Below are 19,104 nucleotides of genomic sequence, written 5' to 3'. Positions count from 1 at the left end.
ATTTAAGTATATCATGCTGGTTTGTAGCAGTGTGAATAAAAATTAAAAACAATAGGATGATTAAAATTACATTTCCAGATGGAACAGTAAAAGAGTTTGAAGCTGGGGTCTCTGGTATCGAGATTGCGAAAAGCATTTCTAGTCGATTGGCAAAAGAAGTTTTGTCGATAACTGTTAATGATCAGTTGTATGATCTTACACGTGCGATTAACGAAGATGCAAGTATTAAGCTTCACACTTGGGATGATGAAGAAGGGAAACATGCTTTTTGGCATTCTTCAGCTCACTTAATGGCTGAAGCTTTAGAAGCTTTGTATCCAGGAGTAAAATTTGGTATTGGTCCTGCAATTGAAATGGGCTTTTACTACGATGTTGACTTAGGAAATGGAACGGTACTTACCGACAAAGATCTTCCTAAGATTGAACAGAAAATGCTTGAACTTGCACGTAGCAAGAACGAATATAAAAGAACTGATGTGACAAAAGAGGAAGCTCTTAAGTTTTTCGGTGAAAAAAATGAAGAGTACAAAGTTGAGTTGATCAACGAATTGGAAGATGGTACAATTAGCTTTTACCAACAAGGCGGTTTTACCGATTTGTGTAGAGGACCACACTTGCCAAACACAAGCTACATTAAGGCTATCAAACTTAACTCGGTAGCTGGTGCTTATTGGAGAGGCGACGAAAAACGTCCTCAGCTTACTCGTGTTTATGGTATTACTTTCCCTAAGAAAAAATATCTTGACGAGTATGAGGTGATGATGGAAGAAGCTAAAAAGCGTGACCACAGAAAATTGGGTAAGGAAATGGAATTATTTACTTTCTCTCAAAATGTTGGTCAAGGAATGCCAATTTGGTTGCCAAAAGGTGCTCAATTGCGTGAAAGCTTAGAATCATTCTTGAAGCGAGTTCAGAAGAAATTTGGATACGAGCAAATTATCACGCCGCATATTGGTAACATTAATTTGTACAAAACTTCCGGTCACTACGACAAGTATGGTGAAGATTCATTCCAGGCAATTCAGACTCCACAAGAAGGAGAAGAGTATTTGTTGAAGCCAATGAACTGCCCTCACCACTGTGAAGCATATAAATTTAAGCCTCGTTCTTATAAAGATCTTCCTGTTCGTTTTGCGGAATTTGGAACCGTTTATCGTTATGAGCAAAGTGGAGAGCTTCACGGATTAACTCGTGTTCGTAGTTTTACTCAAGATGATGCTCACTTGTTCTGTACTCCAGATCAATTGAAAGATGAATTTAAAAAGGTAATCGATATCATTTTCATCATCTTTAAAGCATTGAACTTTACCGAATATGTTGCTCAGGTTTCTCTTCGAGATAAAGAAAATCAAGCAAAATATATCGGCGCAGAAGAAAATTGGGATAAAGCTGAAAAAGCAATTATCGAAGCTGCTGAAGAAAAAGGATTGAACACTGTAGTGGAATACGGTGAAGCTGCATTCTATGGTCCAAAGCTTGACTTCATGATTAAAGATGCAATCGGTCGTAAGTGGCAGTTGGGTACAATTCAGGTTGATTACAACTTGCCAGAGCGTTTCGAATTGGAATATGTAGGTAGTGATAACCAGAAACATAGACCAATTATGATTCACCGTGCACCGTTTGGATCTATGGAACGATTCGTTGCTGTATTGCTTGAACATACAGGTGGGAAATTCCCATTGTGGTTAACACCTGAACAAGCTGTTATTATGCCGATTAGCGAAAAATATAACGATTATGCAAAAAAAGTTTTAAATTCGTTAAATAATTCCGATATTCGCGCCGTATTAGATGATCGCAACGAGAAAATCGGAAGAAAAATCCGTGACAACGAGTTGAAAAAGACCCCATACCTGATTATTGTTGGCGAAAAAGAAGCTGCAGAAAATACAGTTTCGGTTCGTAAACAAGGAGAAGGTGACATGGGATCTATGACTATTACAGAATTTTCAGAATTTATTAATAAAGAAGTAGAAGCACAATTGTCTTCTATCGAGAATTACTAACTAAAATAGGAGGACCTAGCCATAGCTGGATTTCATCAAAGAAACAACAGAGGTCAAAGAAAACCTCAAGAGGCTCAACACAAAATTAATCAAGCAATTAGAGCCCGCAGTGTTCGCGTTGTTGGAGATAACGTAGAACCAGGAGTTTATTCAATTTCAGAAGCATTAAAACTTGCGGATGAACAAGAATTGGATTTAGTTGAAATTTCACCAAAAGCCGATCCACCAGTTTGTAAGATCATCGATTACAAAAAGTTTCTTTATCAGCAGAAAAAGAAACAAAAGGAAATTAAGGCTAAAGCGGTTAAAGTTGTTGTAAAAGAAATTCGTTTCGGACCAAATACCGACGAACATGATTACAACTTTAAATTGAAACATGCTGAGAAATTCCTTAACGAAGGAGCAAAGGTAAAAGCATACGTATTCTTTAAAGGACGTTCGATCCTATTTAAAGATAAAGGTGAAATTTTATTGTTAAAGTTCGCTCAAGATCTTGAAGAGTTAGGAAAAGTTGAACAACTACCTAAATTGGAAGGTAAGCGTATGACAATGTTCATTACTCCAAAGAAAAAGTAGAATAATTTATATATACATTAATTTTTAAATTTGTACAATGCCTAAGATGAAAACAAATTGCAGTGCAAAGAAAAGATTTACTTTGACTGCATCTGGAAAAATCAAAAGAAAGCACGCTTTTAAAAGTCACATTTTGACTAAAAAAAGCACTAAAAGGAAGAGAAATCTTACCTACTTCGGTACTGTAAATAAAGCAGACCAGAAAAACGTTAAGTTAATGCTTAACATGTTGTAAGAATCAGTTATTGATTTTTTTAGTTATTAACCGAGTGGTTAGCACCAAAGAGTCCTTAATTGGAACGCTAACATTCAAAAATTAGGAATTATGCCAAGATCAGTAAATTCTGTAGCTTCAAGAGCTAGAAGAAAAAGAATTTTAAAAGAAACCAGAGGTAACTTTGGAGCAAGAGCTAATGTTTGGACAGTAGCCAAAAATACTTTCGAAAAAGGTTTGCAATATGCTTACCGCGATAGAAAGAAAAAGAAATCAAACTTTAGAGCATTGTGGATTCAGCGTATTAACGCAGCAGCAAGACTTGAAGGTCTTTCTTATTCACAATTGATTGGTTTGATGCACAAAGCTAACATCGAAATTAACCGTAAGGTTTTAGCAGATTTAGCTGTAAATCATCCAGAAGCATTTAAAGCTGTAGTGGGTAAAGCACAAACAGCTAAATAGTACTATAAATTATTTACTTTGAAAAGGGGTTGTGATTCACAATCCCTTTTTTACGTTTCAACTTCAAATAATTAATGCTTATTGCTCTCAATAAGTACATTATCGAAAAAGCATAACAATAGCAGCAAAGCGTGACATTATTATGCTTTGGATTTACTATTTTTGAAATCATAACAAGGGAAAGCTATTAACCGAACCAATTTCCCTCTAAATAAACCACAAATGAGAATTGCATTAATAGGCTACGGAAAAATGGGTAAAGAAATAGAGCAAATTGCTCTGGATCGTGGCCATGAAATAGGATTAATTATTGATCAGCACAATCCAAATGATCTTTGTGCAGATCATCTAAAAAATATTGATGTTGCCATTGAGTTTACGAATCCAGATTCGGCTTTTGGCAATTATTTAAAATGCTTCGAAGCAAATGTTCCTGTTGTGTCGGGAACAACTGGCTGGCTTGATCGATTGCCAGAAATTGAGAAGCAATGTTCTGAAGGCAAAGGATTCTTTTATGCATCAAACTTTAGTTTGGGAGTAAATCTATTTTTCGAATTGAATAAGAAACTAACCAAACTAATGGCTCCATTTAAGGAATATAATGTAGATATGGAGGAAATTCACCATATTCACAAATTGGATTCTCCAAGTGGAACCGCTTTGACATTGGCTGAAGGGATTATTGAAAATCATCCAAAGAAAGACAAGTGGATTGAAGCTACAAGCATGAAGGAAGATGAACTTAGCATATTGGCCAAACGCCACGGTGCAGTACCTGGTACCCATTCTATCACCTGGCATTCTGAAGTTGATGAAATTGTGATTCAACATCAGGCTTATAGTAGAAAAGGATTTGCTTTGGGAGCAGTATTAGCAGCTGAATTTATGCCAAAAAAAGAAGGCTTTTATGGCATGAAAGATTTGCTTCAACTATAATAAAATACAAAATCAATACCTTAAAATAAACTGTGGGGAAGATACTACGAAACAAATGGTTTAAATTTTCAATCATTCTTATCATTACTCTGTTAATGATTATTTGGATTGGCAATTATTGGCTTTTATTAGGATTACCAATCCTATTCGATCTATGTATCAGTAAAAAAGTACATTGGGCTTTCTGGAAGAAAAAGGGCATTAAGAAACAAAGTACAGCTGTTGAATGGATTGATGCCATTATTTTTGCTGTTGTTGCTGCTACTATAATTAGGATGTTCTTTATAGAAGCGTATACAATCCCAACATCGTCCATGGAAAAATCCATGTTGGTTGGTGATTATTTATTTGTTAGTAAGGTAGCATACGGGCCAAAAATGCCGAATACGCCTTTGTCTTTCCCCTTTGCTCATCACACTCTCCCCGGCACTAAATCAACAAATTCTTACTCAGAGTTAATCAAACACCCATACAAACGCTTGGGAGGCTTTGGAGAAGTGAAACTCAATGATGTAGTTGTTTTCAATTTTCCGGCTGGTGATACTGTGTGGATGGGAAATACGCAGACTGATATATATTCTTTGTTAAGATTTCACAGCAGTCATTTTCGCAATGAGGATAAGCAAAAACAAAACAAGATTCAATCAAACAGCTATTACAAAAAGATGGCTTATCAGCTTCTTGAAAGCAAAGCTGAAATTAAGATTCGACCTGTAGACAAACGTGAGAATTACATCAAACGCTGTGTAGCTTTACCTGGAGATGAACTAACATCTAGAGACGGACAATTGATTTTGAACGGAGTAGTATTGGAAAATCCAAGAGAACTGCAATTCAATTATATTGTTGAAACAAATGGAACTGCTATTAATCCTAGAAAACTAGATGAGTTAAATATCGCGAAGGCTGATAGAAAAAAACGAAACTCCAATACATATATTCTTCCATTAAGCATTGCAAAAGTAGAGATTCTAAAGAAATTCAATAACGTAGCATCCATAACAAGAGTATTATCACCAAAAGGTAAGACGGAAGATGTGTTTCCTTTTAGCCCAAATTACAATTGGAATCGCGATAATTTTGGTCCAATTGTAATGCCTAAAAAAGGTGAGTCTATTAAGATAACAACAGATAATTTACCTCTTTATGAGAGAATTATCCGAACCTACGAAGGCAACAAGCTGGAAGTAATAAATGACCAAATCCATATCAATAATAAACCAGTTACATCTTATACTTTTAAAATGGATTACTACTGGATGATGGGTGACAATCGACACATGTCAGCAGATTCGCGTTATTGGGGATTTGTTCCAGAAGATCATATCGTAGGCAAAGCATCATTTACTTGGTTATCTCTTGACAAGGATAAATCCTTTTTTAATAAAATTCGCTGGGATAGATTTTTTAAGAGTGTAAAATAGCACAAAGAATTGTTACCTATACTTTATCATTTAAATGGAAATGATAATTTTTGTAGATTCGCAACAACTAAAGTTAAGCTTATAAAAAACATACATACCTTATGAAGGAATTTTTAAGAAACAATTGGTTTAAATTTTCAATCGCACTTATCATTACTCTGCTAATGATTATTTGGATTGGCAATTATTGGCTTTTATTAGGATTACCAATCCTTTTTGATGTTTATATCAGTAAAAAGGTACACTGGGCCTTCTGGAAGAGAAAAGGAGTTAAGAAACAAAGTACAACTGTTGAATGGATTGATGCCATTATTTTTGCAGTAGTTGCAGCAACAATCATTAGAATGTTTTTTATTGAAGCTTACACAATTCCAACCAGCTCGATGGAGAAATCCTTACTTGTTGGAGATTATTTATTTGTAAGCAAGGTAGCTTATGGTCCTAAAGTACCTAACACACCTCTATCCTTCCCTTTTGCACATCACACAATGCCTGGAACTACCAAAACCAAATCCTACTTGGAATGGATAAACTGGCCTTACAAACGCCTTGCAGGGTTGAATGAGATAAAACGTAACGATGTTGTGGTATTTAATTTCCCGGCTGGCGATACCATTGTTGTAGGAGCTGAAAACCCCGATTACTATTCTCAATTAAGGGCGGCTACTACTACTTTAAAAGAAAATGACATGAGACGAGGTCGTGCACTTCAATCGGATCAAACCTATATGAAAGTCGCACGTAAATATTTCGCCCAAAACATGGAAATTGATACACGTCCGGTTGATAAGCGTGAAAACTATATCAAAAGATGTGTTGCCATGCCTGGTGATACCATTTCCAGTATAGATGGTCAACTTTACATTAATGGGAAAGCACAAGATAAAGTTGGAGAAGTGCAATACAATTACGAAATCCGTACAAATGGAACTATGATCAATCCTCGAAAGTTAGAGGAAATGAACATATCCAAAGATGAAATTAGTCATAGCGGTTCTGTGTATCACATTCCCCTATCAAAAGAAAAAGCGGATAAGCTAGCTAAACTTAGTAATATCTCATCGATGGTTAAAATGGTTCATGGAGTTGGCACAGAAGAAGATGTTTTCCCATTTAGCGAACATTACAACTGGAATAGAGATAATTTTGGGCCTCTTGTTATCCCACAAAAAGGTCAAACCGTAGCATTAAACCTTAAAACTCTTCCATTGTACGAAAGAGCCATTCATGCGTACGAAGGAAATGATTTGGTAGTAAAAGATTCTACTATTTACATCAATGGGAAACAAGCAGATAAGTACACTTTTGAAATGGATTACTACTGGATGATGGGTGACAATCGCCACCGTTCAGCCGATTCACGCTATTGGGGATACGTTCCGGAAGACCATGTGGTAGGTAAAGCTTCATTCATCTGGCTATCGCTTGATAAGGATCAAAGTGGCTTTGGAAAAATCAGATGGGATAGAATTTTCAAATGGATTCACTAAAAGAGTAATCATTATACCCAAAAGGCATCTTTATAGATGCCTTTTTCTTTTATCTATATTTTTTATAGTTTCGCAGTCCAAACAGAATTAATACCGATTTGTTGCTAAACTACTCATTTATTTCGCTATACTCATAACTGAGTGATAGCAATCTATCGGCATTATACCAATGTATAAATTAACATCTAAAAAGGTATAAAATGGAAAATACTACAGCTCTTCTATCAACAGCCTATTTTGCACCAATTCAGTATTATTGCAAACTGATTCAGTATCCCAATGTAATAATTGAACAATGGGAAAACTATTCAAAGCAATCCTACCGCAACAGGTGTAACATTTATGGTGCAAACGGAGCTTTGGCAATTTCTGTTCCCGTGGTAAAGGCTACCAATAAAAAGGTATTAACCAAGGATGTGAAAATCTCTTACGATACCAACTGGCAAAAACTACATTGGAAAGGAATCGAATCTGCATACAAATCATCACCTTTTTACGAATATTACATCGATGATTTAGAGCGATTTTTTAATCAAAAATGGGATTTTCTTTTAGATTTTAATCTTGAAATTCAAACCGAGATTAGTGAAATTCTGGAAATAGAAAACAAGCATTCCTTAACCGAAGATTTTATTCCTTTAGATGCTCATGATATTACTGATTTTAGAAATGTTATTCATCCAAAACCATCAAGAGAAATAAATGATACTGAGTTTGCCCCACAATTTTACACTCAAGTTTTTGGTGACAAACATGGTTTCATTCCCAACCTTAGCATTTTGGATTTGATATTTAATTTGGGTCCTGATAGCTCTTACTATCTGGAATCTTGCCTAAAATAGTTTAAGGTAATCTTTCAGATCATGCATAATTTCATCATGATCAAAAGCCAAGGCTGGTAAATTTCTTACATCAAGCCATTGAGCTTTTAATGCATCATCATCGCCTTTAACTTGCGGTAAATCTTCTGTCTCCATTTGAGCCAAATAAACAACAGAAACCGTACGTCCTCTTGGATCACGATCTACAGCTCCATATGTTTTGAACTGCTTTATTGAAACCCCTTCAAACCCTGTCTCTTCCTTTAACTCGCGATAAGCTGCAGTATCCAAATCTTCATCCATATCCACAAACCCACCTGGAAAAGCCCACTTGTTTTTGAAAGGATCATTGGCTCTTTCAATTAACAGCACATAGTTATTGCTTTTACATTTGCAAAAAATGGCACAATCAACGGTTAATGCCGGGCGTGGATATTCGTATGTATACATGATTTAGCTTATTGAATATTGAAGTCATTATAGACTTCAATTTGCTGATTACTGTTTAATGATTCTTTTAATCACTCTCAATTTATGCGTGTAGCGTTTGGTATCAACATTAAAAATTCCTTGATGATCAACATTATCAATTCTCACCTTACCGGAAGCATGTATAATTTTGTGTCTATCCCAAATGATACCAACATGTGTAATTTTACCTTCCGCATTGTCAAAGAAGGCCAAATCTCCTGGCAATGCCTCTTCAACAAAAGTTAAAGGTTCGCCAACCAAAACTTGCTGACTGGCATCTCGAGGTAAACTTATACCATTTAGTTTGTAAACAATTTGAGTTAAGCCTGAACAATCAATCCCATATGGCGTTCTCCCTCCCCAAAGGTAAGGTGAATTAAAATATTTTAATGCGGCTTCAATTATGGAATCACGGACATTTGTTTCATCACCATTTTCGGTAACTTTTCCTTGATAAAAGTACTTTTTCTCTCCTATTTTAAAAGATTTCTCTTCTCGATTACAAAACGGGAATGAACTTCCTGGAACAATCAATTTGTTGGAATAATCTTTCTCCTGAAAAACAAGATTAAAAGTATCATTAGCTACTGCTGATAATTGGGTAGCCAGCAAATTATAGAACTCTTCATCGATAACACTTATCATTTTAGTATCAACCCAACCCTCGTAATTATCATAGGCTAATCGTACCTTACTCCAGTTTTCAACATCCTCAATAATTTCAAAATGTTCTCCAAATAAAATTTGGGTTACCATTTCGCTTTTTTCGGCAGGTTCGCTGCGTACTGGGATGATACTTAAATCGGAAATTCCGTAATTCATTTATTGGTTGCTTAATGATTGTTATCAATCAAATATAAAAAATATAATTATGTTTTTACATTTGCATTGATATATTTGCTGTGTATATCGCAGGTAAAAGAAAGGAATAAATATTTTTTACCAAAAAATATTCAACTAATTTTATAAAAAGAATTTCAACACTCCTAATCAGAATAGAATGAATAAATACTTTAGGTTAATTCGACAAAACTTAAGTAACATTTATCGCTTTACCATTACTACAATTACAATTGTACTGATCATGCTTCTATTCCCGAATACGGGGAACTTTAAGTATGAATACCAGAAAGGTAAGCCTTGGATGCACGAAACCCTTATCGCTCCCTTTGATTTTTCCATACTAAAAACAGAAAAAGAATTGAATCAGGATCGCGATAGTATTTTGAATCAATTCAGCCCCTATTTTAAAGTCGATACTTCTGTTTACCCTTCGGTAATCGAAAAGTTTGAAAAGAATTTTGAGACAAAATGGAGCAAATTTGAGAAATCTTCAGCCTATAAAAAGCTAAACTTTTCACAAAAGAGATCAGATTCCGAAAAATTACTATGCTACAATTACCTTAAAACAAACCTTAAGAATTATTACAATATCGGAATTGCTGATTTTCAAAATGAGAAGCAACAATACAACTTCAATCTGACCGAAACAATTAACAAATCAATAAATAACATTAATGAGAAAGTTCTTACCGATAAAATATACTCGGCAAGAACTGCCTATGAAAACATTAGTTCAAATTTAAAATCAGATTACAACAATCCCATTTTTCAAAGTTTTCTTCAGAATCTAAATCTTGATTCTTACCTGACTCAAAATCTGTTTTATGACAAAACCATGTCTGATCAGGTTAAAAATAGTATGCTTTCTAATATATCACTTACCAAAGGTAAAGTCGATTTTGGAACTCGTATTGTGTTAAGAGGAGATGTAATTAATGACGATACTTTTCTCATTTTAGAATCGCTAAAAAAAGAATATGAAAGCTTTTTAGGAGCATCGCAAAATCATTACCTAATCATTGGAGGGCAAGCTCTATTAATCATTTCCTGTGTAATTCTTTTGTTTTTATATCTACGAAACTTTAGAAAGAAAATCTTACACGACAACAAAAAACTCCTTTTCATATTTCTGTTGGTTTTGTTATTTGTTGCGCTCACCACTTTGGTATTAAAACTCCAAAATCAAGGCGTTGATGTTAACATTTACATCATCCCGTTTGCACTAATTACTATTGTGGTACGAACATTAATGGATAGCCGAACAGCATTGTTTGTTTTTATCGTTACGGTATTAATTACCGGATTCCTTGCTCCTAACGGTTTCGAATTTGTATTTCTTCAATTGGCAGCAGGTATCATGGCCATTTATAGTCTGCCTAGACTTGAGAGACGGGGTCAGCTTGTACTAACTGCCATTATTACATTCTGTACCTACAGTGTTATTTATTTTGCGTTCTCGATTACTCAGGAAGGCAGCATTGAAGAGATAGAATGGTTCAACTTTGTGTGGTTTGCTTTTAATGGACTACTACTTACTTTCTCCTATTCTTTAATTTACATTTTTGAGAAGTTATTTGGATTCCTTTCTGATGTTACACTAATAGAGTTATCGAATCAAAACCATCCACTATTACGACAGCTAATTCAACAATCGCCGGGAACATTCCAACACTGCTTGCAGGTTGCCAATCTTGCCGAAGCTGCAATTAATAAAATCGGAGGTAATCCTCTATTAGTAAGAACTGGTGCACTTTATCACGATATTGGTAAAATGAAGCATCCAATTTATTTTATCGAAAATCAGATGTCTAACAAAAATCCTCATGATGATCTTGAATTTGATAAGAGTGCGCAAATCATTACCGATCATGTAAAATTTGGAGTGAAAATTGCAAAAAAACACAAGTTACCACAACAAATTATTGACTTTATTGAAACTCACCATGGTGCCGGTAAAGTAATGTACTTCTATACATCCTTTAAAAACAAATACCCTGACAAGGAAATTGATGAAGAGAAGTTCCAGTATCCAGGTCCAGATCCTTTTACCAAAGAAACCGCTGTTTTAATGATGGCCGATGGTATTGAAGCTGCTTCGAGAAGTTTGAAAGAAAAAACTCCTGAAACCATTCGTGAGTTAATCGATAAAATCATTGACAAGCAGGTAAAAGAAAATCGCTTTGCCAACTCAGATATCACCTTCAAGAATATCAATGAAATCAAAGAGATTTTTACAAATAACTTGATTAATGTGTATCATGCAAGAATTGAATATCCCAAAGAAATAAAAAACAAAGACTAATTAACTTGAAATTGAAATCAGCTTAAGCAGAACCTACTACTCAAGCTGGTTTCTTTTTATGCGAAATTACATATACGGATTATAACAGGTATTAAAATTATTTTTGATACTTATTAAAAGTAAGTTTAATACCTGTTAAAAATAAAAGAGCAAAGTACGCTTGTGATTGCCTTGAACTTTGAACCAGTAAAAACTAACTGTTGAATACAACTGTAAGAACACATTCTAAAAACATCAATACCTGTATTTGTTATTCCCCCTTTCTTCTTTCTAATCAATCATATTTGTCATCAGCATTTTGAGAAAACTCAATTTTTTTCCCTCTCCTATTTTTTGTAACTTATAGAATGTGACCAACTTCACACAAAACATATTAGTTTTTAATGTGATATTTATTTGATGTAAAACCATCTGTTTACTAAATCTTCACCCAAAACCCTACTATTATGATACGAAATAGCATATTTTTACTCGGTCTGATTGTATCGATTGCATTTGCAGTGTCTTGTCAACCTGAAAAAAAAGTAGAAGAAAAGAAGACAGGCGACACAGTGATACAAAGAAAATTAGCCAACTATGCAGAAGTTAAGCTATCTGCAGATCTAAGCTCCCTCTCTTCCCAGCAAATAAAATTGTTCTCCCATTTAATAAAGTCTGCCGAAGCTATTGATGATATGTATTGGATGCAGTCCTATGGAGATAAAGATGCTCTATTAAATGGCATTCAGGATCCTGATATGAAACAGTATGCCAAAATAAATTATGGCCCTTGGGATAGATTAGATGGATTTAAACCATTCACTGAAGACTTTCCTCCCAGACCATTAGGAATTGGCTTTTTCCCTGCCGATATTAATCAGGAAGAGTTCTTTCAATTGAATAATGATGAAAAATACAGTGCATTTACGACGCTGACAAGAGATGAAAGTGGAAAGTTAAAAGTGGTTCCTTTTAAAGCTTCCTATAAAAAGCAATTACAATTGGCTGCAGATCATTTGAAAGAAGCAGCAAATTTGGCTGAAACAGAAGATTTCAAAGAATATTTACTGCAAAGAGCTAAAGATCTTACTTCAGATAACTTTACAGAAAGTGACAAGCTTTGGTTAGAGCTTAGCAATAACCAACTAGATTTTATTGCAGGTCCGATTGTAAATACAGAAGATCACTTAATCTGGACAAAATACTCCTATGGTGCCTTTATTCTTTTAAGAGATAACGAATGCACCAAAAATGTGTCTAAATATGCTTCCTTACTACCTTTTTTACAACAGAACTTACCAGTTGATGAAAAGCTTAAAGCCGAATCTGTAAGCAGTAAGGCTAATCTGTCAATCTATAATGTACTGTACAATTCTGGCTACTGCAACGCTGGAAATAAACTAATTGGCTTAAATCTTCCCGTAGGTCTTCAAAATACGTCTGAAGCCAAACGAGTGTACTTTAAAAATGTAATGCACGCCAAATTCGATAAAATATTAAATCCAATTAGCGAATTGGTCATTGATGAAAAACAACGTAAACATATAAATTTCGAATCGTTTTTCTTGAATACCATTTTCTTTGAACTTACCAGTGGTATTGATATCTCGAACACAGTTAATGGAAATGGAAATGTAAAAGATGCCTTAAAAGAGCATTACAACGTTATTAATGAGCTAAAAAACGATGTGCTAAGAATGTATCTTTTAAACCAAGTTCACGATATGCGACAAATAGAAGAAATAGATATGCTTGACAACTATGTAACCTATATGGCCGACGTTTTTAGATCTATTCGATTTGGCGTAACCGACGCTCAAGGGGTTGCAAATATGATCCGCTTCTATTACTTTGAGGAACATGAAGCCTTTAAATACAATCAAAATACAGGAACCTATAAAATCAATGATTACAAAATGGAGAAAGCAATTGAATCATTGGCCAAAATGGTACTTGAAATTCAAGGGAATGGTGACTACGCAGCTGCAGATAAGCTGATAAAGGATAAGGGATATATAAGAAATGAGTTGTTGCAGGATTTATATCGAATTCAACATGCAAAAATCCCTAAAGATCTAACTTATGATCAAGGAGAAAAGGTAATAATCGCTGAAAAGTAATTTTACTTTAAACGGGTAATTTTTAAAGGGCATCCAAGAGGTGCCTTTTTTTATACCTCAAATAAAATATTAATCATATATTTGAGTTTTCTCTAAAATTTAGAATATATGTTTCGTCTATTAAGCTCTTTCTTATTCGTATTAATTGCAAGTTACTGTTTTTCTCAGCAAGTAAAAGTTGTTGATAAAGAAACCAATAAGCCAATTGAGAATGTATACATATTTGACAAATACAATTCCACTCTAACCAATAAATTCGGAATTGCCGATTTATCAGAATTTAAAGAAAAAGGGCACATTTATTTTCAACATCCTTCATTTCAAAACTTGGAATTGGATTTTGATGAAATTAAACTTAGAAATTTCACAGTTCGACTTCTTTCAAATATTTTCCCCATACAAGAGGTCGTAGTTTCTGCAAATAAATGGGAACAAAATATTAAGGAAGTTCCTTTAAAAGTTCATAGAATAGATAAAAATGAAATCGCTAGAGTAAACTCCCAAACAACAGCTGACCTTTTAAAATCATGTAACCAGGTTTATATTCAAAAAAGTCAGTTGGGTGGCGGGAGCCCAATGATTAGAGGTTTTGCCGCAAACCGGGTTCTACTTGTTCTGGATGGAGTTCGTTTGAACAACGCCATATACAGAAATGGGAATCTGCAAAATGTTATTAGCATTGATGCCAACAGCCTGGAATCGGCGGAAATTATTTTAGGGCCCGGATCAATTATTTATGGTAGTGATGCAATTGGAGGTGTTATGGATTTTCATAGCATAAAGCCACTCTACTCTACCTCGGGAAAAACCAATACCAAATTCAGATACAAAAACCGTTATTCATCTGCTAATAATGAAGTAATGAACCACGTATCGTATAATGTTGGGAAAGAAAGTTTAAGTTTTGCAGGAAGTGTTACTTACAGTGATTTTGATGATCAAAAAATGGGTAGTCATGGTCCTGATGAGTATTTAAGGAATGAATATGTTATTCGAGAAAATGGAACAGATAAAATAATCTCAAACTCTGATCCTAAAACCCAAAAACAGTCTGGGTACAACCAATTCAACCTTGTTCAAAAGATCAGGTACAAAGCTTCTGAAAACACTGATTTACTTTATGGTTTTCACTATACAACGAGTTCCGATATTCCTCGTTACGATAGATTAATTCAATACAAAGGAGATTATTTAAAGTATGCAGAATGGTATTATGGACCGCAAAAATTACAAATGCACAACTTTCAACTCGCATTAAAAAAAGCCAATCTTTTATATGATTCATTCAAATTAACTACCGCATTTCAGAATTATAAAGAAAGTAGATATGATAGAAAATTCTCATCTGCCTCAAAACGTAGTCGTTCTGAAAAATTAAATATTTACATTCTAAATGCCGATGCTGAAAAAAAACTATCCAAATCAACTCATTTGTTTTGGGGAGCAGAAATGACCTACAATCGTTTAAGATCAAAAGGACATAGCACCAATATTGAAACCAATGACTTCGAAGAAATTGCAAGTCGTTATCCTGATAAATCAAAATATTCAAGCCTGGCTGTTTACAGCAATATCAAACGAAAATTAAATTCAAATTGGACTTTAAATACGGGAATTAGGTACTCTCACATCTGGATCAATTCTGAACTAGATAATACTTACTATAACTTCCCTTTTACCAAACTTGATTTATCTACAGGTGCTCTTAATGGTGGCATAGGGGTTACATATAATTCCGATTTAGGCTGGGATTTTAAATTAAATGCTAGCTCTGGTTTTCGAGCTCCTAACATTGATGACATAGGTAAAGTTTTTGATTCTGAGCCTGGAAAAGTTGTAGTTCCTAATAAGGACTTAAAACCAGAATACATTTATAATGTAGACTTTAATGTCAGTAAAAATTTTAATCAGAAATTTTTTATCGATATCAACGCCTTTTATTCTTTTCTTGATGATGCGATGATTAGAAGCGACTATAGTTTTGATGGTGGAAATACAATAATTTACGACGGCGTGGAAAGTGAAGTCCAGGCGATAGTTAATGCTGATAATGCTAAAGTATGGGGTATAAACTTTCAATGCATTGCAAAAATCAATCAAAACTTTTCAGCAACAGCAAATATGAACTACAATAATGGAGAATACAAAGACGGCAGTCCGGTAAGACATGTTGCTCCAGTGTTTAGTTCATTTAAACTGGATTATAAGTCGAATAAATTGTTTTCCAATATCGCATTAGAGTACAACGCAAAAATAGCCTACAAAGACCTTGCAGAGGTCGAAAAAGACAAACCATATCTGTATGCTTCGGATAAGAATGGCAATCCTTATTCTCCTGAGTGGTTAATTGTAAATTGGAATAACAATTTTCAACTCAGCAAATCTATAAATCTCAACTTTTCAATTGAGAATTTATTTGACAAACGATATCGTCCATACTCTTCAGGAATAGCCGGTGTTGGAAGGAATTATGTTGTGGGAGTAGTTTACAGCATTTAGCTATAAAATCAAAAATAAATAATGCTATTCTGGTTAATTTTGATTAAATTGGCTACAAGTTAACTCCCTAAAATAGATATAGTAATGTATAAGTTCGTTTTTTTTATAAGCATATTATCGTTTTATACTTTAATCGGTAACGCACAAAAGCAACCTCAAAAATTGAATTCGAATTTAAACTTGTATTCAACTTCATTAATGAATTTTTATAATGACGTTATCAAGGTAAAAATAGCAGAAGAAAATACTTCAACTCAGTTTAATGGAAGTCCTTATGTCAATGATAGATTTAGCAAAGGCTCTTTGGTAACAAAAGATAGTTTGCTTTATTCAGGGCTTCTTCTTAGATATAATAACTATAAGGATATTATGGAGTTTCAAAAAAACAATACGGCTTTTGAAATATCTCATCAATTTCCTTTATTACAAATAATGTTTGACGGAAAAATCTACGAACGATTTACCTACCAAGATAGCAACGAATTGACAACTGGTTTTTTCTTGCAATTATTTAAAGGTAATTTCAGTTTGTATTCAAAAGAAAAGGTAGTTCTAAAAAGCGGTAGACCTGCTAAGGGTTACCAAACTAGAACACTTCCAACTTTTCAAAAAACATCAATTCAATTATACATTAAAGACAGTGACGATAAACTTACAAGAATAAATAATAAAAAGGATTTACTTAATTTATTCCCATTAAATAGAAATAAGGTATCGGAATTTATAAAAAGCAACCATCTAAAAACTAATAATCAATCAGATCTTATTAAAATCCTTGATTATTGCAACAATCTTAAAATATAGAACTCTGCATTCATTGGAGCTTTTATTTTTTAAAAATAAATCCTGCAATTAAATATGGTATAATATTTAATTGCAGGATTTATCTTGTAATACAATTTCCTCTAATCATTTTGATTTATAAAAATCGAATAAAGTTTACATTCAACTTGTTTCCTTTGCAACATATTCTACATATTCGCTCAGCACATTCAATTACTCCTTTCAACGTTCAATATTATCAATATGTCATGCCATAAATGAATGGGAACATGTTGAAATTAACATCTATCCTTCTACATTCTACCAACTGTAACACAATTGAGCCACTCTTTTAAACTCTATTGTATCAGCTCACATAAAATCGGAAGTGATATTGTGCTTTATTTTTCACTCCTCTGCTATCTTCATGAAAAAATCCTTTATACAATACTTTACACCTTTTTCAGAAAGAATATAGTTTATGCTGATATGCGTATAAAATAATTTTCTTCCTCATTTTGCAATTATCAAATCAATCTATACACTATCAATAGCACTATTTAATGCACGCAGCAAATAATCCTATCATACGATATTAAATTGTTGAAACAAAAAGTATCTATTTCGATCCTATGAATTAAACTGACTTTACTACTAATACTCTTAAAACAATATTTTTATCAGAGAAAAAGGGGCTATCTCAATTGAGATAGCCCCTTCGAATTAATTCTATTTAAATATTAATTAATGTCCCAAAATAATTTTGTGTCCATTTCATCTCCACCGATAGCAGCAGCTGCCGCATCATATTCTGTTCCATTAAGTGTTGCCTCTTCAATAGGATATAAAAATCTAACAGGAACTTCTGGATCTTCATAACCAATAAGATTATCATCATCATCAAAAATTGGAAATCCTTTTAGAATTCCGAAATCCAATAAACGATAAGTTGTCCATCCCTCAAAACCATTATTAAATAATGATATCCATTTTTGAGATCCTATCTTAACCTTCCAATCTCCAGTTGCAGTTGTATAAGCTACCTCAGGTTGTGCCAAAAAAGTAGATGCTTCTGTACCATCAACACCCCATTCTGCCATAGATGCTAATACAGCTGCATTATAATGATCTTCTGCAGTACCAGTAACAGTGTAACCTCTCTCAGCTGCCTCTGCAAGTAAAAATTCAACCTCTGCATAAGACATCAAAACACCTTCCAATTCTGGGTCATGAAATAAATCTCCAATATGTGAATTCTTAGAATAAGAATTTGCAGTTCCGTAAATTCCACCTTTATAAGATCCGTCATATAACGTAAAATAAACAGAACGTCTTGGATCATTTTGAGCATTCATGTAATCCACTAAATGATTTGCAGCAACGAAATCTTTTCTACCACTTTGTACCAAATCTACCCATAAAGGATTAGTATTTGGTGATAATGGCATATAATCTATTTTAAAATTATCTGCATTACTACTAATTAGAGTATTACTAATTGCTTCTTCAGCAGTCGCCTGTGCAACTGATGGATTTACATCTGCCAATCTTAATGCAAGTCTTAATTTTAAAGAATTTGCATATTTCAACCAATTTGACATATTTCCTCCATAAATTGGATCATTTGCATCTAACCCTCCATAACCAGTACTGATCATATCAATTGCATTATCCAATTCTGTCAAAATATTTGAATATACAGTTGCAGCATCATCATAAGAAGGTTCTGGATTTTCAATATCTAATGCATCTGTATATGGAACATCTCCAAACAAGTCTACTAAATTAGAATATGCAAGGACCTCTATTATTTTAATACAAGCAAGCTTATTATCACGAATAGCTTCTTCACTTACTGGATTAACGCCTGGTAAAACAGCATTATTAATAGAAACTTTAGCCCCATCTAAATCTTTCAAAACATCGCGGTACAATGTTCGCCACATATTTCTACCAATATTTCTTGTGGTCTGATTATATTGACTTTCATCAGGATAGGTAGTTTGAGCCCAATATTGAGAATAAAGTCTGAATACATTACTATTAACATTAGTATTCAACATTAAATAATAATAATCAAGAACAGCATTTGTAAACAATGGTCCTGGAGGAACTTCCGATGCATTTTTTGTATCTGTATTTCTCTCTTCCAAATCATCATCGAATCCTGAACATGCCGATATCACAGCAAGT

Annotated in this window: 15 protein-coding genes; 12 read left to right on the top strand and 3 right to left on the bottom strand. The window is 33.8% G+C overall.

Features of this window, described 5'->3' with window-relative positions; genetic code table 11:
- Positions 1–56 precede the first annotated feature (56 nt).
- The 8 genes from thrS (at position 57) to JCM15579_RS18575 (ending at position 7,956) form a co-directional block, all read left to right on the top strand.
- Entirely contained in the window at positions 57–2,009 is a 1,953-nt protein-coding gene (thrS, locus tag JCM15579_RS18610) for a threonine--tRNA ligase (RefSeq protein WP_054722600.1), read from the top strand.
- 21 nt (positions 2,010–2,030) lie between these two features.
- Positions 2,031–2,585, top strand: coding sequence for a translation initiation factor IF-3 (gene infC, locus JCM15579_RS18605; RefSeq protein ID WP_083464767.1), 555 nt, complete (start codon positions 2,031–2,033; stop codon positions 2,583–2,585).
- Positions 2,586–2,622: 37 nt separating this feature from the next.
- Complete coding sequence (rpmI, locus tag JCM15579_RS18600) at positions 2,623–2,820, top strand: 50S ribosomal protein L35 (RefSeq protein WP_054722596.1); 198 nt, start codon at positions 2,623–2,625, stop codon at positions 2,818–2,820.
- Positions 2,821–2,910: 90 nt separating this feature from the next.
- Entirely contained in the window at positions 2,911–3,264 is a 354-nt protein-coding gene (rplT, locus tag JCM15579_RS18595) for a 50S ribosomal protein L20 (RefSeq protein ID WP_054722594.1), read from the top strand.
- Positions 3,265–3,486: 222 nt separating this feature from the next.
- A complete protein-coding gene (dapB, locus tag JCM15579_RS18590) occupies positions 3,487–4,200 on the top strand; it encodes a 4-hydroxy-tetrahydrodipicolinate reductase (RefSeq protein WP_054722593.1) in 714 nt (237 codons plus the stop codon).
- Positions 4,201–4,232: 32 nt separating this feature from the next.
- The gene (gene lepB / locus JCM15579_RS18585; RefSeq protein ID WP_054722591.1) at positions 4,233–5,624 is read left to right on the top strand and encodes a signal peptidase I; all 1,392 of its coding nucleotides are present in this window, start codon (positions 4,233–4,235) and stop codon (positions 5,622–5,624) included.
- A 101-nt stretch (positions 5,625–5,725) separates the two neighbouring features.
- Positions 5,726–7,114 carry a signal peptidase I gene (gene lepB, locus JCM15579_RS18580; RefSeq protein WP_054722589.1) on the top strand — a complete coding sequence of 463 codons (1,389 nt, stop codon included), beginning with the start codon at positions 5,726–5,728 and terminating at the stop codon, positions 7,112–7,114.
- A 200-nt stretch (positions 7,115–7,314) separates the two neighbouring features.
- The gene (locus tag JCM15579_RS18575) at positions 7,315–7,956 is read left to right on the top strand and encodes a WbqC family protein (RefSeq protein ID WP_054722586.1); all 642 of its coding nucleotides are present in this window, start codon (positions 7,315–7,317) and stop codon (positions 7,954–7,956) included.
- Here the strand turns inward: JCM15579_RS18575 and JCM15579_RS18570 are convergent.
- Together JCM15579_RS18570 and JCM15579_RS18565 are read right to left on the bottom strand one after the other, a co-directional pair.
- Entirely contained in the window at positions 7,948–8,385 is a 438-nt protein-coding gene (locus JCM15579_RS18570) for an NUDIX domain-containing protein (protein WP_083464766.1), read from the bottom strand. The genes JCM15579_RS18575 and JCM15579_RS18570 overlap by 9 nt on opposite strands.
- Positions 8,386–8,433: 48 nt before the next feature.
- Positions 8,434–9,228: a C40 family peptidase gene (locus JCM15579_RS18565; protein ID WP_054722582.1), complete on the bottom strand. Its 795-nt coding sequence runs from the start codon at positions 9,226–9,228 to the stop codon at positions 8,434–8,436.
- Positions 9,229–9,406: 178 nt separating this feature from the next.
- Between JCM15579_RS18565 and JCM15579_RS18560 the strand changes: the two genes are divergently transcribed.
- The 4 genes from JCM15579_RS18560 (at position 9,407) to JCM15579_RS18545 (ending at position 16,953) form a co-directional block, all read left to right on the top strand.
- Complete coding sequence (locus JCM15579_RS18560) at positions 9,407–11,551, top strand: HD family phosphohydrolase (protein ID WP_054722580.1); 2,145 nt, start codon at positions 9,407–9,409, stop codon at positions 11,549–11,551.
- A gap of 446 nt (positions 11,552–11,997) precedes the next feature.
- On the top strand, positions 11,998–13,650 hold the full coding sequence (locus tag JCM15579_RS18555; RefSeq protein WP_054722578.1) for a DUF8614 domain-containing protein: 1,653 nt from the start codon (positions 11,998–12,000) through the stop codon (positions 13,648–13,650).
- A 108-nt stretch (positions 13,651–13,758) separates the two neighbouring features.
- Positions 13,759–16,149, top strand: a complete 2,391-nt coding sequence (locus JCM15579_RS18550) for a TonB-dependent receptor (RefSeq protein WP_054722576.1) — start codon at positions 13,759–13,761, stop codon at positions 16,147–16,149.
- A gap of 84 nt (positions 16,150–16,233) precedes the next feature.
- Positions 16,234–16,953 (top strand): hypothetical protein, encoded by a 720-nt coding sequence (locus JCM15579_RS18545; RefSeq protein WP_054722574.1) that lies wholly within the window; start codon positions 16,234–16,236, stop codon positions 16,951–16,953.
- A 698-nt stretch (positions 16,954–17,651) separates the two neighbouring features.
- Here the strand turns inward: JCM15579_RS18545 and JCM15579_RS18540 are convergent.
- Positions 17,652–19,104, bottom strand: a 1,453-nt coding sequence (locus tag JCM15579_RS18540; RefSeq protein WP_054722572.1) for a SusD/RagB family nutrient-binding outer membrane lipoprotein, incomplete at its 5' end; no start/stop codon positions are given.

This window comes from Marinifilum fragile JCM 15579 (assembly GCF_001310955.1).
In the GTDB taxonomy this organism is placed as follows: Bacteria; Bacteroidota; Bacteroidia; order Bacteroidales; family Marinifilaceae; genus Marinifilum; species Marinifilum fragile.
Note: the sequence above shows the minus strand (reverse complement) of the source record. Positions and strands in the feature narration are given on the sequence as shown.

Bases quoted from the DNA above. Each gene is read 5' to 3' on its own strand.
- thrS (WP_054722600.1), top strand. From the start codon at position 57: ATGATTAAAATTACATTTCCAGATGGAACAGTAAAAGAGTTTGAAGCT.
- rpmI (WP_054722596.1), top strand. From the start codon at position 2,623: ATGCCTAAGATGAAAACAAATTGCAGTGCAAAGAAAAGATTTACTTTG.
- rplT (WP_054722594.1), top strand. From the start codon at position 2,911: ATGCCAAGATCAGTAAATTCTGTAGCTTCAAGAGCTAGAAGAAAAAGA.
- dapB (WP_054722593.1), top strand. From the start codon at position 3,487: ATGAGAATTGCATTAATAGGCTACGGAAAAATGGGTAAAGAAATAGAG.
- lepB (WP_054722589.1), top strand. From the start codon at position 5,726: ATGAAGGAATTTTTAAGAAACAATTGGTTTAAATTTTCAATCGCACTT.
- JCM15579_RS18575 (WP_054722586.1), top strand. From the start codon at position 7,315: ATGGAAAATACTACAGCTCTTCTATCAACAGCCTATTTTGCACCAATT.
- JCM15579_RS18570 (WP_083464766.1), bottom strand. From the start codon at position 8,385: ATGTATACATACGAATATCCACGCCCGGCATTAACCGTTGATTGTGCC.
- JCM15579_RS18565 (WP_054722582.1), bottom strand. From the start codon at position 9,228: ATGAATTACGGAATTTCCGATTTAAGTATCATCCCAGTACGCAGCGAA.
- JCM15579_RS18560 (WP_054722580.1), top strand. From the start codon at position 9,407: ATGAATAAATACTTTAGGTTAATTCGACAAAACTTAAGTAACATTTAT.
- JCM15579_RS18555 (WP_054722578.1), top strand. From the start codon at position 11,998: ATGATACGAAATAGCATATTTTTACTCGGTCTGATTGTATCGATTGCA.
- JCM15579_RS18550 (WP_054722576.1), top strand. From the start codon at position 13,759: ATGTTTCGTCTATTAAGCTCTTTCTTATTCGTATTAATTGCAAGTTAC.
- JCM15579_RS18545 (WP_054722574.1), top strand. From the start codon at position 16,234: ATGTATAAGTTCGTTTTTTTTATAAGCATATTATCGTTTTATACTTTA.